The sequence below is a fragment of the Myxococcales bacterium genome (assembly GCA_016703425.1).
Lineage (GTDB): Bacteria > Myxococcota_A > Polyangia > Polyangiales > Polyangiaceae > JADJCA01.
Map to the genome: position 1 here is coordinate 332,584 of JADJCA010000029.1, position 24,867 is coordinate 357,450.

Below are 24,867 nucleotides of genomic sequence, written 5' to 3' on the forward strand. Positions count from 1 at the left end.
GGCGAAAGTTGGCCACCCAGGACGATCAACGATGCCCTGCGACTCTCCTTCGGGTGCTGCGATCCGGCGCTTCCCCGCGAGCGCGGAGGCTGTCATCGCGCTCATCGCGATGCGCGACGGGCCTCGCGTCGCGTCTCCGGGAGGTCGCCGATTGAATCTTCGAGACGCTTCAACGTCGCGTCGATCTTGGTGGTTTTACGGTGGAACCCAGGTGCCTTCCGCGTCATCGAGGGCCCTTCGCGAGGGCGCCGGCGCGGCGCTCCGCGTCACCGATGACGCGGGCCGGGCGGGACCTCGGAGGCCATCTCATGAACACTAGACGATTGTTGCTTCGCTCGACGGCCCGCCAGTCTTTGGCGCGCGGGGTGCAGCTCGTAGGACAATCGCCGAGTCACTCGGTTCAAGTTGAAGGAGTTTCACCATGTCATTGTCGTCGCTTCGTCTCAGTGCTTCGCTCTTCTTCTCCGCCGCCGCAGCCCTCATCGCGCTCGCTGGCCCCGTGGCCACGACGGCCTGCAGCGGCGGTGTCTGCTCCGCCGACGAGGAGAAGAAGTGCAACGACGCACACGGCAGCTGCACGACCGCCTGCGGAGATGGAACGAAGGTTGACCCGGCGACCGGCTTGCCGTCGCCAGACCCGAACTACTCCGGGTGCGTGAGCAGCTGCAACAGCAAGCTCTGCTCGTGCCTCGACTCGTGCGGGAGCACCTGCAACAAGTAGCGTCCTCAGGGCACGGTTGCGTCTCCTCGCCGCCGGCCCGTCTCCGCGCTACGAGAAGGTCGTGCGTCGCCACGGCCTTCTTCTTGCGCTCCTCTTGCCAGGCTGCGAGGCGGGGGCACCCCGCGCGGCAGCGCCCGCCTTTCCGCCGGGATGTTGGCTCGAGGCGGCCCAGGCCAAGCACCGCGACCGAACGGTGCCGCGCGACTGCGGCCTCGTGATGCCGGAGGGCGTCTGCAACGACGAGTGCAAGGACGCGGTGCGCAAGTGCGCCATTGAGAAGACGCGCGCGCTAAAGCCGTTCTCCATTTCGTGGACCAACTCGATGCGCGATGGCGTGCTCACGCGCCGCGCCATCGAAGCGAAGCAAGGGACCGTCGGCTACCAGGTCGCGTGGCTCGAATACGAGATGGCGGCGGGCTTCGACGCGCAAGCGGGCACGCTCGCCAAGAAGAGCGCGACCGTGTCGTTGCGCTGGTGCACCGAGCTCGACGACCTGCGCGAGGTTTGTGATCCTCGCCTCGCAGCGCCTTCGGCGCGATGCGGCGCGCCGCCCCTCGTCATGCGCGAGAACGCGTTCATGCATTGCGAGGGGACGCCGCCCGAGCCCTTTTGCGCGGAGCCCTAACGCGGAGCCCTCACGCCGGACGCGTTCCCCGCGACGACCTCTGGCACTCTGACACTCAGGCGCGCTAGGGCGCGCCTTCCACTTCCGCCCGCAGGTGGCCAATCAGCGCGGCCCGCTGCTCGGGCCCCATGGGACCCGAGTGCGCGAACAGCACGCGATTGTCGCGCCCGTAGAGCACCACGTTGCTCGCCTTCGCCTTGAGATCCAGCGCCCGCCGGATTGACCCGGTCCAGTCGCAGTAGATGATCGTCCCCTGCTTGTGCGACTCGACTTGGATCGCGTCTTTGACGAAGCCGCGCACCGGCCAGAAGTCGTAGCCGGACACGTCGGCCACGGCCACCAGCGCCACGAGGCGCTTGTACTTGTCGCCCTTGGCCAGCTCGCTCAACTGCGCCTTGAGCTCCTTGTTCTCTTCGGCCGAACCTTTGTCTTCGTAGACCACGAGGGTCGGCATGCCTCGAAACTTCGAGAGCTGCACCGCGCGTCCCCAGGGATCGTCGAGGCGCACATCGGGCCGCAGAGCGCCCGGCGACGGAAGCGCCGCCACTTGCAGCGGCAACGCGAGGACGGTCGCCGCGAGGACGCCGGCGGCCACGAGCCTAAGGTTCAGCTTCATCGACTCCTCTGGGGGCGACGCTTGGTAGGGACTCGAGCGCTGGCTTTTCGCGTGCCGCCCGTCAGCGAACGCACCAGCTCGTAGAGCGCCTTCGTGGTGGGAGGCGCCACGTGCCCGCCCATCTTGCTCACGAGGTCTCCGACGCTTGCGGCCGCGGCGCCTCCGACAAGCCACGGAACGGTTCCGCAGGCCGCGGCGTACTCCTCGAGCAATTCCCGGGCCCTCACGCGGGTTGGCGGCAAGGTGACGGAGAGCGCGACGAGCTCGGGTGAAACGGCGGCCACGGTTCCGCGAATCGCCGACGGAGGTGTTCGCGCGCCCAAGAGAACAGGCCTAAAGCCCCAATCGGCCAGGCGAATCGCTGTGCCCAGCAGGCCGAGTTGGTGTTCGTCGTCGGCGAACGAGCCGAGGACGACGCGCGCGTCCGCTGACGCGCCGGGCGACAAGCGCAAGAGGTCGCGAAGGAGCGTCTCGAAGCGCTGCGACGCGAAGTGCTCTTGCGCGACGCTCAGCTCGCCGGCGTGCCAACGCTGCCCGATGATGTCGAGCGCCGGCGCGATGGCGCGGTCGAACACCATCGAGCCCGAACCCATCACGAGCAGTCGTCGGACCTCGGCCTCGAGCGCGTCATCGTCGAAGTGCTCGACGGCGCGCACGATGGCCTCGGCCGTCAGCTCGAAAGGGCTCTTCTCGAGCTGCGCCTGACGTTCTCCCCCTCGCCCTCCTCCTCGGCGCGCGAGCAGCACGCCCGCGGCCTCCGAGGCGGCCATGCCCTCGTCGCACAAGCGTCGCATCTCGCGGACCTCCGCGATCTCCGCCCGTCCGTAGAGCCGATAGCCGGCGTCGGTGCGCTCCGGCGAAGGGATGCCGTAGCGCCGCTCCCAGGCGCGCAGCGTTGGCTCCGGCACGCCCGTCGCTTCCGCGACGCTCGCGATGCGGAACGGCCCCTCAGCGTCGGTGGCTCTGTCTTCGCGGTCGACCATGGGTTGACGAAGGCTGCTCAAGCCTATACGAACCATATACAAGAGAAGGTAACTCTATGCAACGAGCGCAAGCGCGACGCGCGGTGATCATCGGTAGCGGTTTCGGCGGCCTCGCGGCCGCGATTCGGCTCGTGGTGCGCGGATGGGACGTCACGGTGCTCGAGCGCCATGAGCAGCCGGGCGGCCGAGCCCGCGTGTTTCGCGAGAATGGCTTCACCTTCGACGCCGGGCCGACGGTGATCACGGCGCCATTTCTCTTCGAAGAGCTGTGGGCGCTCTGCGGGAAGCGCATGAGCGACACCATCGATCTTCGCCCCGTTGACCCGTTCTATCGGATCCGATTTCACGATGGCGAGGTCTTCGACTATTCGGGCGACGCAGCGCGGATGCGAGAGCAGATCGCGGCCCTCTCGCCCGGCGACGTCGAAGGCTACGAACGCTTCGTGGCGATGAGCGAAGACATCTTCAAGATCGGCTTCGAGCAGCTCGCGCACGTCCCCTTCGGCTCCTGGACCGACATGGCGAAGATCGCCCCCCAGATGGTTCGCCTCGAGAGCTATCGCACCGTCTACGGGCTCGTTTCGAAGTTCATCAAGAACGAGAAGCTCCGGCAGGTGATGTCGTTTCACCCTCTATTGGTCGGCGGTAACCCCTTCAAAACGACGTCGATCTACAGCCTCATTCCCTACCTCGAGCGCAAATGGGGAGTGCACTTTCCCATCGGAGGGACTGGCGCGCTCGTGAATGGACTCGTCTCGCTCCTCGAAGGGCAAGGAGGCCGACTGCGCACCGGGGCGACCGTCGAGGAGATTCTCGTGGAGCAGGGACGAGTCGCCGGCGTGCGTCTCGAAGGCGGCGAGATCGTACCCGCCGAGATCGTCGTCTCCAACGCCGACTCGGCCTTCACCTACCGTCGCCTTCTGCCGCCAGAGGTGCGCCGCCGTTGGACCGACCGCAAGCTCGAGCGGGCGCGCTATTCCATGAGCCTCTTCGTCTGGTACTTCGGCACCGATCGCCTGTACGGCGACGTGGCCCACCACACCATCATGCTCGGCCCTCGCTACAAGGAGCTGCTCACGGACATCTTTGAGCGTCATGTCTTGTCGGAGGACTTCAGCCTCTATCTCCACCGACCGACGGCCACGGATCCGGGGCTGGCGCCGCCTGGAGGCGAGACGTTCTACGTGCTCTCGCCGGTGCCGCACCTGGACGCCAGCGTCGACTGGGCCACGCGCGCCGAGCCGTACCGTCGGGCTATCGCTGCGGCGCTCGAGCGGAGCGTGCTGCCGGGCCTCTCCAAGCACATCGTCGCGTCCCCGGGTGATAACCCCGGTCCACTTCAAAGAAGAGTTGCTGAGCGAGCGCGGCGCGGCTTTCGGGCTCGAGCCCGTCTTGACCCAGAGCGCATGGTTTCGGCCCCACAATCGGAGCGAAGACGTCGACGGGCTCTTCCTCGTCGGCGCTGGGACGCACCCCGGCGCCGGCGTCCCCGGTGTCCTCTCCTCGGCGCGCGTCCTCGATGGGCTCATTCCCGATGCCGCCGCTTAGCTCCGAGGCCCTCGTGAAGGTCAATGCGCAGGACTTGGCCGCGTGCCGCGCGCTCCTTGCGGCGGGCTCCAAGAGCTTCGCCATGGCGGCCCTCTTGCTTCCGAGGCGCGTCCGCGATTCGGCCACCGTCGTCTACGCGTTTTGTCGCGTCGCCGACGACGCCGTGGACGCCGACCCCGACGCGTCGATGAGCACGGTGGACGCGCTGCGCGAGCGCCTGCAGCGCGTCTACGCGGGGGCCCCTGACGACTCGCCGGTCGATCGCGCGCTCGCGGCCGTCGTCGCGAACGGTCGAGTTCCCTTTGCGCTGCTGGACGCGCTCCTCGAAGGCTTCGCGTGGGACGCGACGGCGCGGCGTTACGAAACCTTGGACGAGCTCTATGCGTACGCGGCCCGGGTCGCCGGCGCCGTGGGCGCCATCATGACGGTGCTGATGGGGCCGCGGCAGCCGCAGGTGTTGGCGCGCGCCTGCGATCTCGGGGTGGCGATGCAGCTCACCAACGTGGCTCGCGACGTTGGCGAAGACGCGGCGCGCGGTCGTGTCTACCTGCCGCTGGCCTGGCTGCGAGAGGAAGGCGTCGACGTTGACCGTTGGCTCGCGGAGCCCAAGCCGACGGTCGCCGTGGCGGCCGTCGTTGAGCGATTGCTGCGCACGGCCGAAGAGCTCTACGCGCGCGCCGACGAGGGCATCGGCTGCCTGCCGCGCGATTGCCGGACGTCGATCCGGGCGGCGCGACTCATCTACGCGGACATCGGCCGCGTCGTGGCGAAAAATGGCTTCGACTCGGTCACCCAGCGCGCCTACGTCTCGCGAGGGCGCAAGCTCTGGCTGCTCCTTCGTTCCCTTGGTGCACGCTTCTGGCGGACGACGCCCACCGTGGCGCCGGCGCTCGGGCCGACGCGCTTTCTCGTTCGGGCCTGCGAGGACGCGCCGTGAATCGCGCCGCGGAGCAAGCGTTCGGCGTCGTCCGCGAACGTGGTGGCGTCGAGCTCTCGGAGCGTTTGCTGCACCTCGAGCGGCTCCGCGAGTCGCGGCTGCAGCCCCCGTCAGCAGCGCCGCCGCCACCGCGCGACGACGACTCCGTGGACGTCGACGTCGTCATCGCCGGCGGCGGCTTGTGGTCGCTCCTCGCGCCGCTGCTCCGCGCCCGCGGCGTCTCCGTCATGGTCGCCGACCGCGCGCGCGCCGCGCAATCGCACCGCGAGTGGAACGCCAGCGGCGCCGAGCTGGCGCGGCTCGTCTCGCTCGGTTTGATGACCGAAGCCGAACTGCGCGAGCTCGTCGTCGCACGATACGACTACGGCACCTGTCGATTTGCTGGCGGCGGCGACTATCCCATCCGCGGCGTGCTCGATGAAGCCGTCGATGCGAAGGGGCTGCTCGAACACGGCCGGCGTCTCGGTGAGGCGCGGGCCGTTCGGTACCTCGACGGGCGCATCGTGGGCTCGCACTCCGTTGGGGGAGCTCGAGTTCGTGTGCGAACGACGTCCGGTGGCGTATCGGAAGACCTCGTGGCCAAGGTCCTCGTCGATGCCCGCGGCGCCGCGAGTCCCTACGCGACCGCTGATCTGGTGTGCCCGACCGTCGGCGGTGTCGTCTCGGGCCTGCGCGAAGGCCTCGGTCCTTGCGAGATGAACCCGCGCGTCGGAGACATCCTCGCCACCATCGACGGCATCGACGAAGGTCGGCAGCACATCTGGGAGGCCTTCCCCGGGCGCACGGGCGAGACGACCGTCTACCTCTTCTACTACGCCAAGGCGAGCGAGCCCCTTAGCCTCCTCGAACTCTACGCCCGCTTCTTTCGCACGCTGCCTAGCTACAAGCGCGGTGACGCCGCGTTGCTGCGGCCCACCTTCGGACTCATCCCCGGTTGGTCGCGACTCTCGCCGGCGCCACGGCCTCCGCCGGGGAACGTGGTCCTCGTCGGTGATGCGGCGGCGCGGCACTCACCGCTGACCTATTGCGGCTTCGGAGCCACCCTTCGTTCACTCGGCCTCGCGACGGAGCGAATCGCGGGCATGGTTTCCGGCGAGCGCCCCTCGGGTGCCGCCGTGGTCGACGACGCAAGCGTTCACTCGCTCTCCGGTGCGCTCGCCCACATGATGGCCTCCCGCAGCATGGCCGGGGGCGAACTGAACGGCCTCCTGGACGCGGCCTTTCGCACGCTCTTCGAGATGGGTGAGGGGCACTATGCCGCGCTCCTGCGCGACGAGATGGCGCCAGCCGACTTCATCGCGTTCTTGCGTCGCACCGCCACGAGGCACCCCGCCGTATGGCGTCAGGTCATCCGCGGTCTCGGCCCCGTCACCGCTGGCCGTTGGGGACTCGGCGCTGTCCGCGCGATGTGGACCGCGAGTGCGTAGTGCCGCGCGCATCGTCGCTCTTCTGCGCGAGCGAGCGCTCGGCGCGTCTTAGTTCGAGGGGCCCGAGGAAGAACCCGTAGGGAGGCCCGCCCGAGAGGCCCGTGTGGTGCACCAAGTGAGCGCGTACGACTGTGCGAAGGTATCGAGAGCGAAGCAGAATGCGTACCGGGAGCCGATGATGCACGAGCCCGTCGTGAACAATGAGGTAAGCGAGGCCGAAGAGCGTCATGCCGAGGCCGGTGCCGAAGACGACCTCTCGCATCACGGTCGGCTCCGCGAGGCACCCGTAGAGGATGAACGCGATGGCGAAGGGGGCGTGCGTCACGCTCAGCACGTCGTTGGCTTCGAAGCGACCGCGCCGCGCCTCGTGGTGCGACGCGTGGACGAACCACAAGCTGCGATGCCAGACGCGCCCGTGAAGGAACGCGGCCCACAGGTCCATGGCGAGCGCGGCGGCGAGCGCCGTGGGGACAAAGACAAGGGCATGCATCAAGCTGGAGCTCATGTGACCTCGGTGGCGCTGTGATTCCTGCGGCCAAGAGCGACCTCTTCGGACGCTTCTTCTCGCTTCATGCCGAGCGCCGGTTGCGCGCCGCCTTCTCCTCGGTTGGGGTTCGCGGTCTCGATCGACTCGCCGCAGCCACCGGGGCCGGCCCCGTGCTCGTCGTGTCGAACCACACGGCCTGGTGGGACCCGCTCGTCGCCATCGCGCTCTCGTACCGCGTGCTCCACGTGGACGCGTACGCCCTCATGGACGCAAAGAACCTCCGACGCTTCCCCTTCTTCGCCAAGGTCGGGGCCTTCGGCGTCGACCTCGACGACCCCGCCGACGGCGCGCGCGCCCTCCGCTACGCGAAGAAGCTCCTCGATCATGAGCAGAAGAGGCTCCTTTGGATCTTCCCCCAGGGGGCGGAGCGGCCCGTGACCGAGCGGCCCCTCGGCTTCAAGGCCGGGAGCGCCCATATCGCGCGCGCGTCGCGGGCCGTGACGGTGATCCCCATTGGACTTCGCTACGAGATGCGGAGCGCCCCTCTGCCAGAGCTCTTCGTGTCCGTCGGAGAACCGGTGCTCACCAAGACCCTCGCCGCGCAAGAGGAGGGCGTCACCCAAGCGCTCGACGTCATCGAGCGTTCGCTCGTCGCCGGCACAACGGGGGCAGACTTCGCCCCGTTGTTCGCCGGAAGCCAAAGGCGACCTGGGGTCGACGTGGCGGCCCGCATCTTGTCGTGGCTGACAGCGCCGCGACGCCTCGGCGAACGCTGAGGGGATCATCCGTCGACCTCGGCGGTGCCGTTTCGCACGATGAGCGGGGTGCCGCGCCACACGACGCGTCGTGAAGCGAGGGCACCCACGAAGGCCGTGAGCAACAAGAGGTCCGCGGCGAGCGTGAGCCAGGCAAGCCTCGCCAGAGACGCGAGCGACGTCGGCTGCCGTGACGAGGCGCGCGCTACGGCGGCGACGCTCACGCGGGTAAGGAGGACCACCATCGCCGTCTCGCTGGCGGCGGAAGTGTCGCCGCCGATGGCCAAGAGCGCGCTCAGCACGAGGAGGATTGGCGTGCACGCGAAGAGGAGCGGATACGAAGGCAAGAGGTGAGCGCGCTGCGCGCGGATCACCGTGATCCAGCGGCGGTAGCGCGCCCAAACCTCGCGGACACTGCGGCCCTTTGCCAGCGACCGAACCGGCTCGACTAAAACGGTGATGCGCCCGCCTCGTTGCGTGATCCGCCGCGCCAGGTCCATGTCCTCGCCGAGCGTCGCAACAAACGAGTGCGGGTCGAGGTCCGCGTAGAGCTCGCGTCGCACCGCGAAGCACTTTCCAACCATGCCTCTGTCGTCCAGCCGCGAGAGCAGCGCGAAGGCGTGGAGCGAGCCCCTAAGATCGTGGCGCTGAGATGGTCTGCCAACGTTCGGGGTTCCGTTTCGACCGGTACGGCCCATGCGACGTCGCTCTCGCCGGTGGCAATAGGGCCGAGCAATCCTGCGAGCGAGCTTTCGTCCAGCTCAACGTCGCTGTCGACCACAGCGAGAAGCTGCCCAGGCCGACGCGGCAAGGCCGAGAGGGCCCGCGCGATCTGGTCGGCCTTCTTGTTGGCCTTCGTGGCTCCCGTGATGAGGCACGCGGCGTCGACACCTTCGCCGCGAAGCTCCTCGGCAACAGCTTCTGCGCACGGGTACGCGGCATCGTCGATCGACGCCAAGAGAAACCGCACCGACGCGTCCCGTGGCACATGCCGCGACGAGGCGAGGCTTCGGTAGAGCTCGGGCTCGGCGCCGGCTGCTGGCCGCAAGAGAACGAGCGGCCCCGCGTCCGTTGTGACTTGGGCGGAAACGCTCAGGCGGGCGCTGCGCCGAGCCACGACGGCGTAGAGCGCCACGGCCACCGGCGCGAGGCTCCAGGCCTGGACAAGGAGGCGCAGGTTCAACGGGCGCTCCCACATTTGAAGGCCGCGAGGCCGCGCACCCACGGCGCCCGCCATCGGTCGAGCGACAGGGTCTCGTGAACAGAAAGGACGCGCTCCCCGTGGAACGACGCGGATACCAAGTCGCGCGCGTAGAACGGCCCGTCTTCGAGGCTCCGGTGCAGCGTCGGCGCCCGTCCGCGGTCGCTTTGGGCTCGTCGCTCGAGCTGCCAGCGCGACGTCGGGAGCGCGAAAGACTCGGCGTTCGAGAGGGCCTCGACGCCGCGGTGCGACGCGACCATCGCGACGCGTGACGCCGCCAAGCGGCCGTCTTTGGTCATCGCGTCGTAGGTGATGGCGGTCCCAGCGCCGAGCCGCGCGCGCGACCACGTCCAACGGGAAAACGACTCTTCGAGGGGCACGCGACCGGCGTTCGCGTCGTGATAGCCGTGGCCCGCGAACCGCAGAGAGGGCTCCTCGAAGGCGACCTCGGCTCGTCCCGCTGGAGCGACGGGCCACCAGAGGTGGTCGCCTCGCTCGTCTAGCGCGTGAGCCTCGCCGCCTCCGTACTCCGGCCGAAAGACGACGGTCCCGCGAATGGCGCCGCCATGGAACAGCCCGCCGAAGGGCGTTTGGCGTTCGTCGATGCGGACGACGAGCGCGTCACCTTCCCAGCCGATGGTGCTTCGGCCGAGCGCTAGCCCGTCTCGGCTGCGGCTCTCTTTGGCAATGGCGCGCTCGTTGTAGGACCAACGTCGCGAGCCTCGCGTCGACCCGTAGAGCGCCACGTTCAGCGAGCAGAACTCGAGCGGCTCCGCGAGAGGGCCCTGCCGCCGCCGCCTCGCTGCGTAGCGCGGTGAAAAGGGCGAACCGAGGAGGGCGATCAGGACCAGCGCGGTCGCGCCGTCGTCGCTCAGGACGTCGAGGTAGTGCCACTGATAGCCGCCGAACGGGACCGGCCGATCGAAGTCAGGTCCCGGTCGATGGCGTGGGCCGCCAGTCGTCCGCTGAGGGCCGCCATGGGGACTCCCGGACCCGGATGCACGCTCCCGCCCGCCAAGTAGAGGCCCGGCACTTTGGTCCGCGCCCCCAGCCGCGACAGCGGCGCCATCGCGCTCTTCGGTCGTGGGCCATAGAGGGCTCCGCCGGTCTTGGGGAAGCGAGTCTCGAAGTCGACGGGCGTCGACACGCGGCTCGTCGCCGACAAAAGCTCGAGGCCACACTGCGCGAGGGTCTTCGACATGGCGTGTTCGCATGAGGCAAGTTCGCTTTCGGTCCAACGTCGGGGTTCATCGCCGGTTGCGGGGGCGTTCACGATGATCAGGAATCGTTCGCTTCCATCCCGAAGAGCGTCGTCGTCACCTCGGTCCTGGGCGCACACGTAGACCGTGGGCGTGGCCGGCGTCTTCTTGCGGCCCAGCAGATCAACGAACTCGTTTTCGTAGTCTTCCGAAGTGAAAAAGACGTTGTGATGCACCAAGGGCACGCCGCGAGGGCGTGCCCTCACTGCCCACGTCACCGCCGACAGCGAGCGATCGGCTGGCACCGTGGGCTTCGGCGCGCGTCCGTCTACAGCCGTTGCCACCGCTGACAGATCGCCGTTCCAGAGAACGGCGTCGAAGGCGATGGGCTCACCATCCACGACAACGCCACGAACGCCGCCGCCACCGCCAAGCAAGCGCTCCACCTCGTGGCCAAAGCGGAAAACGACGCCCTTGTCCTTGGCGAGCGCCATGAGCCCGGCCGCCAGCGCCGCCATGCCGCCGTCGACACGCGCCACGCCGCGCGCTTCAACCTGCGACACGACGTTGAAGGTCGCCGGGGCCTCGAAAGGCGATGCGCCGCAATAGGTTGCGTAGCGCCCAAAGACACGCCGCAGGCGGGGCTCCTCGAAGCGCTCGGTGAGGGCCTTCCACATGGGACGAAAGGCGTCGATGGCGACGAGGGCGCTCGGCATCCGCGCCATGTGCCTCGCCACATCGAGCGCGGAGGGAGCCTCCGCGGTGATGAAGGGGCCGTGCACCACGTCGTAGATGCGCCTCGTCTCCGACTGAAAGCGCTTGAAGGCGTCGGCGGAGCGCTTGCCGAAGGCGTCTCCGATGGCGTCCGCGGACCGACCCTCGTCGGCGAACAGGTCGAAGGCGGTGCCGCACGGGAACACGTGCCTCGCCAGGATCTCTGCGGCGCGAAGCTGCACGTAGTCGGCGAAGCGGGCGCCTGCGGCCGCGAAGAGGCCGTCAAAGACCCATGGCATCGTGAGCACCGTGGGCCCTTCGTCGATGGCGACGCCATCCACGATGACCGTCGACATCTTGCCCCCTGCGCCTGGCTTGCGTTCGAAGACGGTCACCGCGTGCCCGTGGGTCGCCAGGTCGATGGCGGCCGCTAGGCCGCCGACGCCGGCCCCAGCGATGGCGACGCGTTTGGTCGTGCCCATAACAATGGTTATATGTCAGGCCTTGACCGTGTCCATAGATTGCATAGAGTTTGTGCCATGAGTGCGTGGGCTACTCCTCTCGGAGCTGCGCCGCGGCCGGAAGACGCGGTTCAACAGCGCGTGGAGCAGGCCCTTCGGCTGCAAATCGAGCGGATGAGCAGCGCAAAGGGGCCGGCGCGCCTCCGGGAGGCGCTCGAATACGCTCTCTTCCCGGGAGGGGGCCGCTTGCGGCCGCTCCTCACCGTCGCCGTCGCGTTGGCTCACGGCGACGCGCGTCCCGAGCTGACGGACGCCGCTGCCGTCGCCGTGGAGCTGCTTCATTGCGCGTCGCTCGTGCACGACGACCTCCCGTGTTTCGACGACGCGGCGCTCCGGCGTGGCAAGCCTACGGTCCACAAGCGCTTCGACGAAGCCACTGCCGTGCTCGTGGGCGACGCGCTCATCGTCTCCGCGTTTGAGGTGTTGGCGGCGTGCGGCGCGTCGTCGATGGTGGTCGTCGCGGCTTCCGCCGTCGGCGCGAGTCGAGGCCTCATCGCGGGCCAGGCTTGGGAGCTCGAGCCGGTGGCGCCGCTCGATGAGTACCACCGCGCGAAGACCGGCGCGCTCTTCCAGGCAGCGGCCGCGCTCGGGGCAATGGCGGCGGGCGTCTCGTCGGAGCCGTGGGCTCACTTTGGAGAGATCGTCGGTCGCGCGTACCAGGCCGCCGACGACCTCGCCGACGCCGTCGGTCGCTCAGAGGACAGCGGCAAGTCCGTCGGCCGCGACGTCGCGCGGCACCGGCCGAGCCTTGTCAAGGCGCAGGGCGTCGAAGGGGCGCGGGCGCGGCTCCGTGAGCATTGCCGCGAGGCCACCCTCGCGATCCCGCGCGCGCCCTTTGAGACGGCGCCGCGCGCGTGGCTGTCGGCCTTCGAGCGACGCCTCGCGGCGCTCGCGCCTTCGCTGGGCTGAGGTGCGCTGCCCGGTCAGAGCGCGCCGGGGGCCGTGCCGACGCGCCTCCGCGAGGCGGTGCTCAGCGTCCCGCAGGCACCCTTGGCGTCGCGGCCGCGTGTCTTGCGCACCGTGATCAAGCACCCCCGCGCGTAGAGCGCCGCCGCGAAGCTTGCCACCTCGTCGTCGGTCGGGGCGCGGTGAGCGGCGCCGTCCCACGGGTTCCACGGGATGAGGTTCAGCATGTGGCGAAAGCCGCGAACGAGCGCCGCGAGGCGTTCGGCGTGGGCCTCCGAGTGGTTTTCGCCGCCGAGGACGACATACTCGAAGGTGAGCTTCTCGTGCGGTCGCTGCGGCCAACGCTCGAGAGCGCCGCGCAGCTCCGCCAAGGGGTAGCGACGCGTGAGCGGCATGAGGGAGCGGCGCGCCTCGTCGGTCACTTCGTTGACGCTGATGGCGAGCTCCGGTCGGTGCTTCGCCGACGCGAGCCGATCGATGCCGGGGACGAGGCCCGAAGTGGAGACGGTGATGCGGCTCTTCGCCACGCCGAGGCCGCGGACGTCGCACAAGACGTCGAGCGCCCCGATGACGGCGTCGACGTTGTGGAGCGGCTCACCCATGCCCATGAAGACCAGGTTGAGCGATGACGCGGTCGTGGGCCCCATCTCGCGCATGAGCGTGAGGCATTGCCCTACGATCTCTCCGGCGGTCATGTTGCGCACGAGGCCCATGCGGCCCGTCGCGCAGAAGGTGCAGCCGATGGCACAGCCGACCTGACTCGAGATGCAAAGGGTGACGCGCGGCCTCTTGGTGGCGCGCGGCATGTGAACCGCCTCGATGCGGGCGCCATCGTTGAGCTCGAGCACGACGCGAGCGGAACCGTCGGTGGAGGGGACGCGGCTCACGATGCGTGGCAGGGCGTCGTCGAAGGCCTCGCGAATGACTTGGCTCTCTTTGGGCCACGAAGGGCCATCGTCGGTCCAAGTCGTCACACGTTGAACGCGACCGAAGAGGTGGGCGGGGTCGCGCTTGTAGCCGGCGGCCTCGAGCGCCTCCGGGCTCTGCGCCCAAAGGGAGGGACGCGCGACGGGCGTTGACGCCGTCATCGTGGCCTCTTGTGGCTTCGCGAGCGCTCGCGCTCTCGGTCGCGCTCGCGCCCCTTACTCTTCCGATCCATGCGGGCCGCTCGTGAGGGGCCCTCGACGCCCTTGATCGACGCGACCGGGAATAGCGTGTACTCCACACGCGCCAAGCCCGCGGCCACGACGGCGGCCACGACGTCCTCGCTCTTCTTGTAGCAGGCCGAGGACTCGTCGAGCGGGACCCGGCCGTCCTCGTTCACGAGGATGCCGTCTCGTCGATACTGCTCGTCCACCTTCTTCTGATCGAGCTTGCGGAGCGCCTCGCCGCGCGACATGCGCCGGCCGGCGCCGTGGTTGACGCTGTAGCCGCTCTTCTCGGCGCCAGCCTCGGCGCGCAGGATGAAGCTCTTGTCGCGGTTGGAGCCCGGGATCAGCACGGGATGGCCCTCGCTTTCCCATCGCGTTCCCACGAGGGCGGGGTGACCCTTCGGAAAGGCCCGCGTCGCGCCCTTGCGGTGCACCCACACCTTACCGAAGGCCGGGTGCTCCTCGGCTTGAACGAGGTTGTGACTGATCTCGTAGACCAGCTCGAGGTCCTCGCGGAAGACCTTGCGGAAGGCTTCGGCGATCTGCTCATAGATGACGAGCCGGTTGATGATGGCGTAGTTGCCGCCGGCGGCAACGGCGCTCAGGTAGGCGCGGTAGTGCTTCGACGTCGGCGTGAAGTACCCGAGATCGAGATCGGTGATCTCGCCGGGTCGCTCGTCTTTTGCCATGTCGAAGTAGTTCGTCGCGAGGCCGTGGCCGAAGCCGCGCGAGCCGGTGTGGACCTGCACGAAGAGCGTGCCCGTCTCCTCGCAGCGCTGCAGCTCGATGAAGTGATTGCCCCCGCCGAGCGAGCCCAGCTGATCCATCCCGCGCTCGGGAGTGCCGCGCGCTCCCCACGGCACGTCCCAGTCGTCGGCGACCGGCAAGCGGTGCCGCTCCGCGTGGCTCCGGTCGAAGGCAGCGCCGTACTTCGCGGCGTAGTGCTCGGCGCCGCCGCGGACGAGATCTTGGAACTCGCGCTCGGAGACGCGCCCCAGCTTCTTGCTCGTCCCGCCGGCGCCGAGGCTCACGCGCTTCATGACCTCGCGGTTGAACTCGAGCTTGCGATCGGGCGTCGCGCGCTCGGCGTCGACGGCGCTCCTGGCGCTCATCATGCCGCAGCCGATGTCGAAGCCCACGGGGCCCATGGCCACGGCGCCCTCGTCGCGATCGGTCACGATGACGCAGCCGACGGGCACGCCGTAGCCGAAGTGCACGTCGGGGGTGACGGCGACGAGCTTCGCCCCAGGGAAACGCGCAGCATTAACCACCTGACGGTAGAGCGTCGTCTCGGCCTCCGCTAAGAGCGCGCTCGTCAGAAAGAGGCGCACCGGAACGTCGCCGACGTCGCTCGTGTCGAGCTCGTAGTAGCCGCTCGACCTCCAGCGCGCGCGGCTCTTCCAATCGGCCTCGTGGGCGAGGTCCTTTCCCTTCGTCATCGTCGTTCCAGCATAAGCGAATTGTTTCAAGGGGCGCGGAATGCGCGAGTCGGCGGAACTAAATCGTGTGCAGTATGCACCAGTAGGCGACGGGGGTACACGGCGGCAGCGCTCACCAATCGGCAACGTGTTGCAGCGCTCGGCGTGCTCATGCGCTGCCCGAAGACACCCACCACGCGCAAACGCGCGGTTTGTCGCGGCCGCCGCGTTGGCCCGAGCGTTGCGAGGGGGCCGGGACACAACGGGAGGTTCTCAACATGGTTTTCGTGCTCATCGCTACGCTCATTGGTCTCGCCGGTGGACTCCTCGCCATGTCGTCGCTCATCGTGAAGAACCGCCCCGACGCGGCCGAGAAGCTCGCGAAGCTCGCGCCGTATCAAGGGTCGATCGGCATCACCATGTTCGGCTGGGGCGCGTGGGAGCTCATTCAGTGCGCCTTGAACGTTGGCCTCATCAGCAAGGCTCCGCTGCTCTACGTGTTCTGGATGCTCATGGGCGTTGCGGACTTCTCCGTCGGCTTGCTCCTCGGCTTCGGCATGGTGTCGACCTACGTGCTCCGCGGCAACGCCATGGCCATCGAGCGCGGCAACGCCATCCGAATGAAGCTCGTTTCGTTCCAAGTTCCCCTCGGTGGCCTCGCCATCGTGACGTCGATCATGTACGCGGTCTTCCGCTTCATCTGAGAGCGCCCGCTGGGCGGCGTCGCTCGGCTCCCGAGGGTCATCCAGCGATGGGTGGCCCTCGCGGCGTTTTGTGTCGGAGCGCGTGTGGGTTGATGGGCGCTTGCCAAGCGGGTGGTGTCGCCCACGACGAGGCAGACGGATCCTGCCGAGCCCACGTGCTCATCGGAAACGTGCACCGCGCACGCCTGTGCTCGGCCGCTTAGGGAAGGCTCGTTGTGTGGCGTGAAACGGCCCGTTCGACGCAAGAGAACGGGGCTCACGGCTTGGCCCTTGCTGCGTGACTGCCCATGGACCACCGACGAGAGACTTCCGGGTCGTGGGCAGAGTTGAACGCCGCGTCGCTCACGCTCGTTTTTGGCGGAGCGGACGACGACGGGACGGGCGGCGAGCCGCTCCTCGATGCCGGCGCCGGCGAGCCGATGGAGTTTGGCACCCCGCCTGAGACGCGCGTCGACACGCCCGTGGCGACGGGCGAGCCGAATGGCATCGAGGGTTCCTGGAACGGCGAGCAGAGCGACGCCGCGCTGCCGCCCGACGGAGCGTTGAGCGAGGAGGCTTCGCCCGAAGCGTTGGCGAGCGAGCTGCCGCGCGAACCGGGCGACCTTCTGGAGGCCACCGGGGCGCGTGAGCCGGTGCCGGTGCCCGACAACCCGGCCCTTGGCCGCGATGCGTGGAAGGGACTCGTGCGCGAAGACCTCCTGCGGCGCGGCGCGGACGCGGTGCCTGATGGTGCCATTCGCGACATCCTGGAACGCGGTGCGGACCGCGCCGACGACAAGCTCGACGACAAACGCGAGTTTCAGCGCCTTCTGATTCAGCAGCAGCGCGAGACGTGGCGCGAGATCGACGGTCAATCCGTGCTCCCGCAGCTCCGAGAAGACTTTCCCGGGCACGACCCCGACGCGATTCAGCGCGCCTACGATCGCGCTTGGGCCGACGAGATCAACCGCCAGAACATCCCCGACGGGCGTCGCGTGCAAGACTTGGATCGACTCTACGACGGGGCGCGCGAGAGGCTCCGGCGCTGACGCGAGCTAGAACAGAAAGCCCACCCGCAAGAGATCGACCGTGGGCGTCACGCCGTTGCCGAACGTCGACGCGACCTTCGAGAGAATCGCGTCGGCCTCGGCGGCTTCCTTCGGGACGGTGGATGTGTAGCGCGACGTGATGGGGATCTGGACGCCGACGTCGGCGCCGAGCGAGAAGCCCGAGCGATGCGTCCACAAGACGCCGAGCCGCGGGTTCACGTAGGTCGTCTCGGCGAAGGCCGCGTCGGTCCGTGCGCCGAGCGGCGGGAGCGCGACGCTCGTGCGAAGGGTCATGCGTTGGTAGCCGCCGCGCACGCCGATGAAGAACGGACCGGGCACGGGGAAGAGGCGGAGGTCGCCGGCGACGCCGTAGAGCGAGCCTTGCACGCTGGAGACGCCGATCTCTGGAGCCATGCTCGCCTCCGCGCCGAAGGCGACGTAGCGGCTCGCCTTGACCAAGAGCTCGGCAGCGAGCGGCCGCGGGAAGCCGACGCCTACGAGGAGGCCGACGCGCGGCCGCTCTGACCCGCTGGCATCGGGCAGCGCGCTGCTAGCGGCGCGCTCCGGAACGGGCGGCGCCGCTGGCGCGAGGCCGAAGGCGGGCTCGCCCGGTGCCGCGCTCGTTGTCGCGCTCGTTGTCGCGAAGGGGAGCCGGCGCGCTCGCCGACGGCGGCTTGCTCGCCATGGGTGCCGTTCGCGCCTTGGCTCGCGACGCGCGCTTCGGCTTCGCGGCGCACTCGGACGTCGTGCCAAGCAGTTGCCCCACGACCGCCAGGGCAACCAACGTCGAGGCAAGCCGCACCGAGGGATTGTTGCGCCGAGCGGCGAGACCTTCAAAGGCGTGACGAGGTTTTCTGCGTCTCCTGCCTTGGTGGCGGAATGTTGGCGTTCAAACGGATTTTGCCTGGGTGCGACGGCTCCGTCCAAGGCGCTCGGAGCGTCGACGGCGACTTCACGCCAGCCATTGTTGGTCACTCACGAAGTGGAACCGCCGCTGTTCGTTTCCTAGCGGTCGCTGAAGCGACTACGCTCCCGTTCATGAATCGTGGCTTCCTCGTGGCAACGTTGTTCGGACTCGCCTTCTATGGCCGCGTGCTGGGGGGATGCCTCAGCGACGACGACGTTACCCCCGGCCCCGGTGTCGACGGGTCTGTCTCGCTCGACGCGTCTGCGCGTCCCGACGCTTTGGTGCCGTCGGAGGGCGGCGTTGACGCGACGACGGACGGTGGCGCTGTCCCCGACGCGTCGAGCGACGCACCCGCCGACGCGCTCGACGCTTCGGTCGACGCGTGCGTCCCCGGGCTCGTCGCTTGGTGGCCCGCAGAAGGCACGGCCGAGGACACCAAGGGCGCCAACGAGGGCACCCTCATCGGTGACGCCGGCGACGCCGGCTTCACGACGGGAAAGGTAGGCGTCGCCTTCTCGTTCGATGGAACCGATCGCTATGTCCAAGTGAACGCGCAATCGAGCCTCGACATGAGCGCGGGCGACTTCACCGTCGACGTCTGGTTCAAGCTCGCGTCCCTCGCCACAGACCAGACGATCTTCCAGAAGCTCTCCGGTTCGACGACCGCCGACCCGTCGTATTTCATCGAGTTCAGCTCCCCCAATGCCCTCCGCTTCGCCGTCCTCGAGACGGTGAGCAACCGGAACGATCTCAGCGTCACCACGACGCTCGCCGCCGGCACCTGGTACCACTTTGCGGCGGTTCGGTCTCAGAACAGCAGCACGATCTACCTCGATGGCGTGGCCATCGGCTCGCAAGACGCGGGCGCCGCCGTCAACACGGGGACCGGCGGCGGTGCGCGCATCGGGCGCGCCGCACACGACTCGGGCATCGTGCGTCCCGTCAACGGCGCCGTCGACGAGCTGGCGATCTACAACCGCGCGCTCTCTGCCGCGGAGATCCAGGCGGTCTTTGCGGCCGGCGCAGCTCGCTGCAAGTAGCGGCGGCGGCGCGGGCTCAATCGCAAACGCTTTGGAGCGTCGAGCCAAAGGTCACGACGTATTCGTCACCGGCCCACGCGAGGCGCGGCGTTGCGGCGGCATCAGCGACCTTGGCCGCCGGACCGTGCGGTGTGAGCGAAGGCGTGTAGCGTCGGACGAAGAGGGGGGCCGCCGGCGGCGCGCTATCGTCGACCCACGCGGCGGCCAGATCGGTTCCGTTCCACGCCAAATCGAGACCGGTGCCATCGCTATGTTTTGCCAGTTTGGTGACCACGACGGGCGCCGCCAGCGACGCTCCCGTTTCGCTGATCGCAGCGAGGGCGAGCTCGCCGCTGTCCGTTTCGAACAGAAGCGTGTAGCTTGCACCGGTCCAAACGGCGCGCACGAAAGCCCGGGGGTACTTGGCGCCATCGGCCACCACGAGCGGCGTGGGCGTGAGGTGGGTTCCGTCGAGGCCGACCCGTGTCATGTGAACGGCACCGCCACGCAGCCAGACGATGGCAAACTCCTTTCCGCTGGAGACGACCTGAGGGCTTGTTCCCGCGTACCCCGGATCGGTCAGAGCAATCTCGGAGCCGAGCGGCGCGAGGGTGGCGTCGAACGCTCGAAACCGAAGGTCGATGCTGCTCCGCCACGCGACTCCAAAGCCGCTGCCTGAGTGCGCCGCGAGTGCGGTCGAGTCGCTCGGGCCCCGGCTGTCGCTCGTGATGCGCCGTGTGGGCCCCAGCGGCTGGCCAAGGCCGTCGAAGAGACGAGCCTCGAGGATGTCGGAGGGGCTCGACCTCTGGAGCGACAGGACTGCGAGCGACGAGCCCGTCCAAAGCGCTCCTTCCATGAAGTACGTTGACCCGTCCAGCCGCGTCGCGCCGAGCCTCACGCCGTTCGTTGCGTATCGCGCGAGGAAGGCGCCAAACTCGTCCACAAAGTCTGGCAACGCAACGAGCAACGAACCCCCGACCATCACAGGCCAGGCGGTGTCGGCGCCGCCGTGGGCCGCCACCCGAATCCCGACGCCCTTTGGAATGCGGCAAGGCGCCGCTGGGTGGCTCGCGCCCGCGTGAGCTGAGCCGATAGCGCCACCGTCGGTTGCTCCCTGGGCTGCCGCCCCTGGGTTCGCGCTGCCGCCAGCCGCCACGCAGCGAAGGTCTACGCAGACAAGCCCGCTCGGGCAGGTGGCTTGTGCGCCACATGATTGAGCGGGCTCCTGGGCCCCTTCGCCCGTGGAGCCGCAAGCGAACACTGCGACCGCTGCCCAGGGCGAAAGGAGGCGCGCTCGTGCGCTCGTAGGGGCGTTCATGGCGACGTGCTGGGCCTGTTCCCTCGTGCGCGCCACCACGGAGCCCCGATTTTACGCTAGCGACGCTCACTCCAACCCAAACAGCACGACTCCCGAGGCCAGCACGCCCAGGCCGCCCCATTGTCGTCGCGACGGGCGCTCGCCGAGCCATGCGGCCATGAGCAGCGCGAAGGCCACCGACGAGTTGCGGAGGCCCAGGACGCGGCCCGAGTCAGTGCGCGCGAGCGCGACGATCGCCAGCAAGAACGAGCCCGCGCAAGCCGCCGCCGCGAGCCACAAGATGGGCGAGCGAACGAGTTCCGCCGCCTCCTTGCGAACGTCGTGGTTCGCCGTCAGCCACAAGATCGGGCACGCGAGCGAAAGCGCCAGCGCGAGCGTCACGACGGGGCTGGCGCCAGCGTTCGCCGCACCCTTGTAGCCCGAGTGGTAGACGCCGATGGCGAGCCCCGTGGCCAGGGTCCAAGGCACCGACCAAGCGGCGTCGCGGCGCGCGGGCGTCGTCAGCGGTCTCGTCCGTGGTGTCGCGAGGGCGATGCCGCCGGCGACGAGGGTCGACGCGGCGACTGCCCACGCCGAGGGCATCGTTCCGAAGAAGAGTCCCGACAGCGGCCAAACGAAGACCAACGCCGAAGCCCGCGAGGCCGCGTAGGTAAGCGCCAGATCGCCGGCGGCGTAGGCACGGCCCAGCGCATAGACGTAAGCCGCCTCGCCGAAGCCCGCGAGCGCAACATACGGCAACGCTGACTTCAAGGTGGACGGCCACGCGGTGAACGGAAGGACCGCACAGGTGATGAGCCATGCCCCGGTCAAGACTGCCACCGTCGCGCCGCGCTCGAGCTTCGTGCGTTTGACCAGCACGTTCCACGCGGCGTGGAGCAACCCGGAGAGCAACGCGAGCGCCAAGATCACGGCGCGCAGCCTCGGTGTGCAACGCTCGGGCTTCGCGGCGAAACGATCACGCGTCCACAGAAACACGGCGGAGGACGCTTGTCGCGCGCCACGGCGCGGTGCCATGCTGGCGCCGTGCACGGGCAGAAGGGCGCAGTCGTGGGGCTCCTCGTCTTCGCGCTGACGCGTGCTGCGGCCGGTGAAGACGGCGATAGGCCGCTCCTCCTGGCCGCGAGCGTGGCGAAAGTGCGCGTAGAGCTTTCGACACGCGTCGTTGTGACACAGGAGGTCAACCTCTCCCGCGGCAGCTGGCGCGGCGAGGACCAAGAGGTCTTCGTCGCCTTCGGAGCACCAGGCGTTCCTCGCGCCATTGACGTTCACCTCGTGCCCGTGGCCAAAGGGCACCTCGAGGCCCCGCGCGGTGAGCGCGGCGTGCCGCTCTCCTGGACCTACGAGCGTCGGCGTCCTGCGAACGCCTCGCCGCTCTTGGGTCGCTCCACGATGGCGGGCATCGCCGTGCGGCTGCCCGCCGACGTCCTCACGCGAGCGCTCGCGCCAGGCGACATGGCCGCGCTGCGCATCCGTGCGGTTCAGCCGGCGGTGGTCGCCGGTGGTAGCCAAGACTTGCTCGTGCGCCTCGGCGACGGGCCAACAGGGCCCCTCGTCTTGGGCCGCCTCGAGGTCGTGTCCGACAAGGAGCTTTCGGCGATGCCCGAGGCTCGCTTCTGCGGGCAAGAGACGTCGGAGCTGCTGGCGATTCGCGTTGAACCGGCGAGCAACGCAGAGAGGCCCGCCGCCGCTGCTGTCGTGACGCCGCGCCGTGCCGGCGCCGATTTGTGCTTGCGCCTTCCGACCCTACCGAAGCGCTGAAGCCGCGCTACGCTGCTCGCCATGAGCGACGTGCTGACGGAACGAACGGGGAGAACGGTCATCCTCACGCTGAACCGACCAGAGGCCCGCAACGCGCTCACCATGAACGTCGTCCGCGACCTCGGTCGAGGCGTGGACGAGGCCTCGGCCGATGCGGACGTGCGCTGCATCGTCCTGACGGGAGCGGGGGGACACTTCTGCGCCGGCGCCGACCTTCGGCGAACGCTCGCGGAGGTGCCGAACCTGATGGAGCGGCTCGACGAGTACATCGACGACTTTCATCACCTCGTGCGCGCCGTGGTGCGCTCGCCCAAACCTGTCGTCGCCATGGTCGACGGCGCGGCCGTTGGCTTCGGCGCGGATCTCGCGCTCGCGTGCGACCTCCGCGTCTGCTCCACGAACGCTTACGTGCAGGAGAAGTTCGCGCACATCGGCCTGATGCCCGACGGTGGTGGAACCTTCTGGCTGCCGCACCTCGTGGGCAAGGCGCGCGCGATGCAACTCGTCTTGCTCGGCGACAAGCTCGACGCCGCGTCCCTAAAGGACCTTGGTGTTGCCGTCGACGTCGTCGCGCCGGCGGCCCTCCGCGAGACGACCTTGGCGCTCGCGGCGCGCCTCGAAGCGGGCCCTCCTTTGGCGTACGCGGCCGCAAAGGCCGCCATCCTCGCCAGCCTCGGCGACTTCGACGCGGCGTTGGCCCGCGAGCGGGAATCGCAGCTCAAGCTCCTTCGTTCGAAGGACTGCATCGAAGGGGTGACGGCGTGGATCGAAAAGCGACCGGCGAAGTTTGTGGGAGCATGACGGCGCGCTTCATGTTGACCCAAGGTCTCGTGGTTGCCGGCAGCGCGCTGGTGTTGGCACTCGCGGCCTGCACGCCGCCGGCTCCCGCTGCGATGCCACCGGCGTTGGCCCAAACCAAAGCACCCGCGGCGCCGCCCCCGCCGCGCCCAGCGGCCAAGGCCGTCGTCTTCGCGGGAGACGATGCCATCACCGAGGCGCGGTGGCTGAAGACCGGCGAGTTCTTGGCGAACTCGCGCCGCTCGCTGTACCGCGGCGCTCCGGAGCGCGCGCTCGATGTGTCCGTGCTCCCCTTCGACGCCAACATCGTCGCCGTCGCGTCCGCCGACAAAGCCGACGTCGCGATGGTCGTGACGCAAGACGACAAGGTGACGTTCCTCACGCCAGGTAAGCCGAACCACGTCATCGCGGTGCCGTCGGTTCGGGCGACGGCGGCGCTCAGCGCCGACGGTCTGCGGGCCGCCGTTGGCGCTGGCGCTTCCGGTGACACGATCCTTGTGCTCGACGTCTTGTCGGGCAAACCGTTGGCGGAGGTGCCTGGCGATAGCGCGCGCTTCGATCCGACGGGGCAATTCGTCGTCACATCGCGCGGCGTCTACACGGCCGAGGGCAAGAGCGTCTACGAGCGGGCAACCCCGGGGCGCGAGCCGATGTGGATCGGAGGGCGCGCGATCCTCATGGAGGAGGACGAGATCGTCGTCGTCGATGCGGCGAAAGGGTCCGTTGTGCCAACGCCCACGCGTTGCGGCGAGGTGCCAACGACCGACGAGATCGACGTCACAAACAAGCGGGCCATTCGCTTCTGCGGCAAGCGGCTCGTCGTCGTGGGCGTCGAGCCGCTGTCGCGCGTCGAGCTTGCCCTCAAGGTGCCACCTCAGAGTCAATTCGCCTCGCCGCTGCTGTGGGTCGGCCGCGACGCAACCATTGTTCTTCGATGGGACGAAGGCGCCTTCTTCGTGGCCGACCCGGGCGCCAAGTCGGTGCGCGAGACTTCGAGTCCGCCGCCGATGCGCTACGACGCGGAGCACGACGTCGACGTCGCGTTCTCGAAGGACGGTGACACCTGTCGTCTCGGGAACCTCGAGCCGAGCAGCCGCGCGTGCGAGGCCCGCCTCTCGCCGAATGGGGCCCGCTACCTGCTTCTCCATCGTCACCAATTCGAATGGGGTGATGCCAAGACCGGTGAAGCGTTCAGTCGCTGGGGCGCGCCAGCGAGCGAAACGCGCCTCGAGGTGCGCGCCGGCGCAGGCTTCGTCGAGGCGGTTCGGATCAATGGGTCCCCGAAGAAGGGGCCGCCGCTGGCCGTGGCGGGCCTCTACCAAGTCGGCGCCGGGGTCGCGCCGAAGGCCGACGACGCCGTGCCGGCCGGTTGCCCCGCGATGGCCGGGCGCGTTCATCGAAAGATGGGAGCCAAAGACGCGTACTTCGACGGCCGCGTCTACTGCGTCTGCGCCGACGGCGCGTGTTCCGTGCCGCCGCTCCCACCGGGATTCGCGTTTCGCGGTGCGACGGCGCACGGCGCCTTGGCGCTCGAGTCCTGGAAGAAGCCGAAGCCGAAAGGCCAAGCGACCAGCGCCGGCGTGCAGACCAAGGTGGCGCTCCTTCTTGGCGAACAAGATCGCGAGGTCGAGCTCGACGGTCGATGCAGCGCCCTTACGGCGAACGAGGCGCGGGCGCTGACCCTTTGCACGACACGAGTCGGCGACGCCAACGAGGTGAGCTGGGTTGAACTATCCCTGCCGGACCTCGCGGTGACGCGGCGCGTGCCGTTTCGATCGGAGCGCACCCAGTCGCTTTACTCGCCAGCACCGTCGACCATTCTGGCGGTTGGCGAAACGAACGTGGCGCTCGAGCCGCACTACCGCGCCGGCGTCGTCGAGGGAACCGTCGTTTCACGGGTCGGCGTGGCCCTCGCGCGCATCTTCTTCTTCGACACCTTCGCGGCCGTTCGCTTCGACACAGGCAAGGTCGAGCTCTTCGGCGGCGAGGCGCCCGACGGCGTCCTCGGCTGCGTCGTCAACGGAAAGCTCAAGCCCTTCGCCGATTGCCGCGCCACAGTGCAGCTGAAGGGCGCCCTCCGCTTCGATCTCGGATTGCCGCCCAAGGAGTGAGCGGCGCGAGCGTGA

The 24,867-nt window shown here is 68.8% G+C and carries 24 protein-coding genes and 1 pseudogene; 13 read left to right on the forward strand and 12 right to left on the reverse strand.

Annotation, left to right across the window (positions count from 1 at the left end; genetic code table 11):
• The first annotated feature begins 421 nt into the window (after positions 1 to 421).
• Both IPG50_34850 and IPG50_34855 read left to right on the forward strand, forming a co-directional pair.
• Entirely contained in the window at positions 422 to 721 is a 300-nt protein-coding gene (locus IPG50_34850; protein ID MBK6697332.1) for a hypothetical protein, read from the forward strand.
• 61 nt (positions 722 to 782) lie between these two features.
• Positions 783 to 1,346 carry a hypothetical protein gene (locus tag IPG50_34855; GenBank protein ID MBK6697333.1) on the forward strand — a complete coding sequence of 188 codons (564 nt, stop codon included), beginning with the start codon at positions 783 to 785 and terminating at the stop codon, positions 1,344 to 1,346.
• 64 nt (positions 1,347 to 1,410) lie between these two features.
• Here the strand turns inward: IPG50_34855 and IPG50_34860 are convergent, their stop codons facing one another.
• Together IPG50_34860 and IPG50_34865 are read right to left on the reverse strand one after the other, a co-directional pair.
• A complete protein-coding gene (locus IPG50_34860) occupies positions 1,411 to 1,962 on the reverse strand; it encodes a hypothetical protein (GenBank protein MBK6697334.1) in 552 nt (183 codons plus the stop codon).
• A complete protein-coding gene (locus tag IPG50_34865) occupies positions 1,959 to 2,966 on the reverse strand; it encodes a MerR family transcriptional regulator (protein ID MBK6697335.1) in 1,008 nt (335 codons plus the stop codon). Before IPG50_34865 ends, IPG50_34860 begins: the two co-directional genes overlap by 4 nt.
• Before the next feature lie 35 nt (positions 2,967 to 3,001).
• Between IPG50_34865 and IPG50_34870 the strand changes: the two are divergent.
• The 3 genes and pseudogenes from IPG50_34870 to IPG50_34880 all read left to right on the forward strand — a co-directional run bounded on the left by IPG50_34870 (position 3,002) and on the right by IPG50_34880 (position 6,857).
• Positions 3,002 to 4,493: pseudogene (locus IPG50_34870) on the forward strand (phytoene desaturase).
• Positions 4,480 to 5,430, forward strand: coding sequence for a phytoene/squalene synthase family protein (locus IPG50_34875; protein MBK6697336.1), 951 nt, complete (start codon positions 4,480 to 4,482; stop codon positions 5,428 to 5,430). Before IPG50_34870 ends, IPG50_34875 begins: the two are co-directional and overlap by 14 nt.
• On the forward strand, positions 5,412 to 6,857 hold the full coding sequence (locus IPG50_34880) for a lycopene cyclase (GenBank protein ID MBK6697337.1): 1,446 nt from the start codon (positions 5,412 to 5,414) through the stop codon (positions 6,855 to 6,857). Before IPG50_34875 ends, IPG50_34880 begins: the two co-directional genes overlap by 19 nt.
• Here IPG50_34880 and IPG50_34885 read toward each other — a convergent pair.
• Positions 6,799 to 7,347 (reverse strand): sterol desaturase family protein, encoded by a 549-nt coding sequence (locus IPG50_34885; GenBank protein ID MBK6697338.1) that lies wholly within the window; start codon positions 7,345 to 7,347, stop codon positions 6,799 to 6,801. The genes IPG50_34880 and IPG50_34885 overlap by 59 nt on opposite strands.
• Positions 7,348 to 7,379: 32 nt before the next feature.
• On the opposite strand from IPG50_34885, the gene IPG50_34890 reads away from it, so the two are divergent.
• The gene (locus IPG50_34890) at positions 7,380 to 8,120 is read left to right on the forward strand and encodes a lysophospholipid acyltransferase family protein (protein ID MBK6697339.1); all 741 of its coding nucleotides are present in this window, start codon (positions 7,380 to 7,382) and stop codon (positions 8,118 to 8,120) included.
• 5 nt (positions 8,121 to 8,125) lie between these two features.
• On the opposite strand, the gene IPG50_34895 is transcribed toward IPG50_34890, so the two are convergent.
• From IPG50_34895 to crtI, 3 genes are all read right to left on the reverse strand, one after another.
• Positions 8,126 to 8,683: a hypothetical protein gene (locus IPG50_34895; GenBank protein ID MBK6697340.1), complete on the reverse strand. Its 558-nt coding sequence runs from the start codon at positions 8,681 to 8,683 to the stop codon at positions 8,126 to 8,128.
• Positions 8,684 to 9,278: 595 nt separating this feature from the next.
• Positions 9,279 to 10,046: a carotenoid 1,2-hydratase gene (locus IPG50_34900; GenBank protein MBK6697341.1), complete on the reverse strand. Its 768-nt coding sequence runs from the start codon at positions 10,044 to 10,046 to the stop codon at positions 9,279 to 9,281.
• 125 nt (positions 10,047 to 10,171) lie between these two features.
• Complete coding sequence (gene crtI / locus IPG50_34905) at positions 10,172 to 11,695, reverse strand: phytoene desaturase (GenBank protein MBK6697342.1); 1,524 nt, start codon at positions 11,693 to 11,695, stop codon at positions 10,172 to 10,174.
• Between the two features lie 57 nt (positions 11,696 to 11,752).
• Between crtI and IPG50_34910 the strand changes: the two genes are divergently transcribed.
• Positions 11,753 to 12,643 carry a polyprenyl synthetase family protein gene (locus IPG50_34910; protein MBK6697343.1) on the forward strand — a complete coding sequence of 297 codons (891 nt, stop codon included), beginning with the start codon at positions 11,753 to 11,755 and terminating at the stop codon, positions 12,641 to 12,643.
• A gap of 14 nt (positions 12,644 to 12,657) precedes the next feature.
• Here IPG50_34910 and IPG50_34915 read toward each other — a convergent pair whose 3' ends face one another.
• Complete coding sequence (locus IPG50_34915) at positions 12,658 to 13,728, reverse strand: 23S rRNA (adenine(2503)-C(2))-methyltransferase RlmN (protein MBK6697344.1); 1,071 nt, start codon at positions 13,726 to 13,728, stop codon at positions 12,658 to 12,660.
• Positions 13,725 to 15,230 (reverse strand): RtcB family protein, encoded by a 1,506-nt coding sequence (locus IPG50_34920; GenBank protein MBK6697345.1) that lies wholly within the window; start codon positions 15,228 to 15,230, stop codon positions 13,725 to 13,727. The genes IPG50_34915 and IPG50_34920 overlap by 4 nt, the downstream gene beginning before the upstream one ends.
• Before the next feature lie 257 nt (positions 15,231 to 15,487).
• Between IPG50_34920 and IPG50_34925 the strand changes: the two genes are divergently transcribed.
• Together IPG50_34925 and IPG50_34930 are read left to right on the forward strand one after the other, a co-directional pair.
• Positions 15,488 to 15,913: a hypothetical protein gene (locus IPG50_34925; GenBank protein ID MBK6697346.1), complete on the forward strand. Its 426-nt coding sequence runs from the start codon at positions 15,488 to 15,490 to the stop codon at positions 15,911 to 15,913.
• Between the two features lie 287 nt (positions 15,914 to 16,200).
• Positions 16,201 to 16,941 carry a hypothetical protein gene (locus IPG50_34930; GenBank protein MBK6697347.1) on the forward strand — a complete coding sequence of 247 codons (741 nt, stop codon included), beginning with the start codon at positions 16,201 to 16,203 and terminating at the stop codon, positions 16,939 to 16,941.
• 6 nt (positions 16,942 to 16,947) lie between these two features.
• On the opposite strand, the gene IPG50_34935 is transcribed toward IPG50_34930, so the two are convergent.
• Entirely contained in the window at positions 16,948 to 17,400 is a 453-nt protein-coding gene (locus IPG50_34935) for a hypothetical protein (protein ID MBK6697348.1), read from the reverse strand.
• Positions 17,401 to 17,491: 91 nt separating this feature from the next.
• Positions 17,492 to 17,743, reverse strand: coding sequence for a hypothetical protein (locus IPG50_34940; GenBank protein ID MBK6697349.1), 252 nt, complete (start codon positions 17,741 to 17,743; stop codon positions 17,492 to 17,494).
• A gap of 236 nt (positions 17,744 to 17,979) precedes the next feature.
• Between IPG50_34940 and IPG50_34945 the strand changes: the two genes are divergently transcribed.
• Entirely contained in the window at positions 17,980 to 18,888 is a 909-nt protein-coding gene (locus IPG50_34945) for a LamG domain-containing protein (GenBank protein MBK6697350.1), read from the forward strand.
• Between the two features lie 16 nt (positions 18,889 to 18,904).
• Here the strand turns inward: IPG50_34945 and IPG50_34950 are convergent, their stop codons facing one another.
• Together IPG50_34950 and IPG50_34955 are read right to left on the reverse strand one after the other, a co-directional pair.
• Positions 18,905 to 20,023 carry a hypothetical protein gene (locus IPG50_34950; GenBank protein MBK6697351.1) on the reverse strand — a complete coding sequence of 373 codons (1,119 nt, stop codon included), beginning with the start codon at positions 20,021 to 20,023 and terminating at the stop codon, positions 18,905 to 18,907.
• 228 nt (positions 20,024 to 20,251) lie between these two features.
• On the reverse strand, positions 20,252 to 21,160 hold the full coding sequence (locus IPG50_34955; GenBank protein ID MBK6697352.1) for an EamA family transporter: 909 nt from the start codon (positions 21,158 to 21,160) through the stop codon (positions 20,252 to 20,254).
• A gap of 48 nt (positions 21,161 to 21,208) precedes the next feature.
• On the opposite strand from IPG50_34955, the gene IPG50_34960 reads away from it, so the two are divergent.
• Genes IPG50_34960 through IPG50_34970 form a run of 3 tightly spaced genes read left to right on the forward strand, consistent with a single transcriptional unit; the run spans position 21,209 to position 24,852 of the window.
• On the forward strand, positions 21,209 to 21,943 hold the full coding sequence (locus IPG50_34960; GenBank protein ID MBK6697353.1) for a hypothetical protein: 735 nt from the start codon (positions 21,209 to 21,211) through the stop codon (positions 21,941 to 21,943).
• Between the two features lie 21 nt (positions 21,944 to 21,964).
• Positions 21,965 to 22,744, forward strand: a complete 780-nt coding sequence (locus tag IPG50_34965) for an enoyl-CoA hydratase/isomerase family protein (GenBank protein ID MBK6697354.1) — start codon at positions 21,965 to 21,967, stop codon at positions 22,742 to 22,744.
• Complete coding sequence (locus tag IPG50_34970) at positions 22,741 to 24,852, forward strand: hypothetical protein (GenBank protein ID MBK6697355.1); 2,112 nt, start codon at positions 22,741 to 22,743, stop codon at positions 24,850 to 24,852. The genes IPG50_34965 and IPG50_34970 overlap by 4 nt, the downstream gene beginning before the upstream one ends.
• Positions 24,853 to 24,867: the final 15 nt, after the last annotated feature.

Bases quoted from the DNA above. Each gene is read 5' to 3' on its own strand.
- IPG50_34850 (MBK6697332.1), top strand. From the start codon at position 422: ATGTCATTGTCGTCGCTTCGTCTCAGTGCTTCGCTCTTCTTCTCCGCC.
- IPG50_34860 (MBK6697334.1), bottom strand. From the start codon at position 1,962: ATGAAGCTGAACCTTAGGCTCGTGGCCGCCGGCGTCCTCGCGGCGACC.
- IPG50_34875 (MBK6697336.1), top strand. From the start codon at position 4,480: ATGCCGCCGCTTAGCTCCGAGGCCCTCGTGAAGGTCAATGCGCAGGAC.
- IPG50_34885 (MBK6697338.1), bottom strand. From the start codon at position 7,347: ATGCATGCCCTTGTCTTTGTCCCCACGGCGCTCGCCGCCGCGCTCGCC.
- IPG50_34895 (MBK6697340.1), bottom strand. From the start codon at position 8,683: ATGGTTGGAAAGTGCTTCGCGGTGCGACGCGAGCTCTACGCGGACCTC.
- crtI (MBK6697342.1), bottom strand. From the start codon at position 11,695: ATGGGCACGACCAAACGCGTCGCCATCGCTGGGGCCGGCGTCGGCGGC.
- IPG50_34910 (MBK6697343.1), top strand. From the start codon at position 11,753: ATGAGTGCGTGGGCTACTCCTCTCGGAGCTGCGCCGCGGCCGGAAGAC.
- IPG50_34915 (MBK6697344.1), bottom strand. From the start codon at position 13,728: ATGACGGCGTCAACGCCCGTCGCGCGTCCCTCCCTTTGGGCGCAGAGC.
- IPG50_34920 (MBK6697345.1), bottom strand. From the start codon at position 15,230: ATGACGAAGGGAAAGGACCTCGCCCACGAGGCCGATTGGAAGAGCCGC.
- IPG50_34925 (MBK6697346.1), top strand. From the start codon at position 15,488: ATGGTTTTCGTGCTCATCGCTACGCTCATTGGTCTCGCCGGTGGACTC.
- IPG50_34930 (MBK6697347.1), top strand. From the start codon at position 16,201: ATGGACCACCGACGAGAGACTTCCGGGTCGTGGGCAGAGTTGAACGCC.
- IPG50_34945 (MBK6697350.1), top strand. From the start codon at position 17,980: ATGAATCGTGGCTTCCTCGTGGCAACGTTGTTCGGACTCGCCTTCTAT.
- IPG50_34965 (MBK6697354.1), top strand. From the start codon at position 21,965: ATGAGCGACGTGCTGACGGAACGAACGGGGAGAACGGTCATCCTCACG.
- IPG50_34970 (MBK6697355.1), top strand. From the start codon at position 22,741: ATGACGGCGCGCTTCATGTTGACCCAAGGTCTCGTGGTTGCCGGCAGC.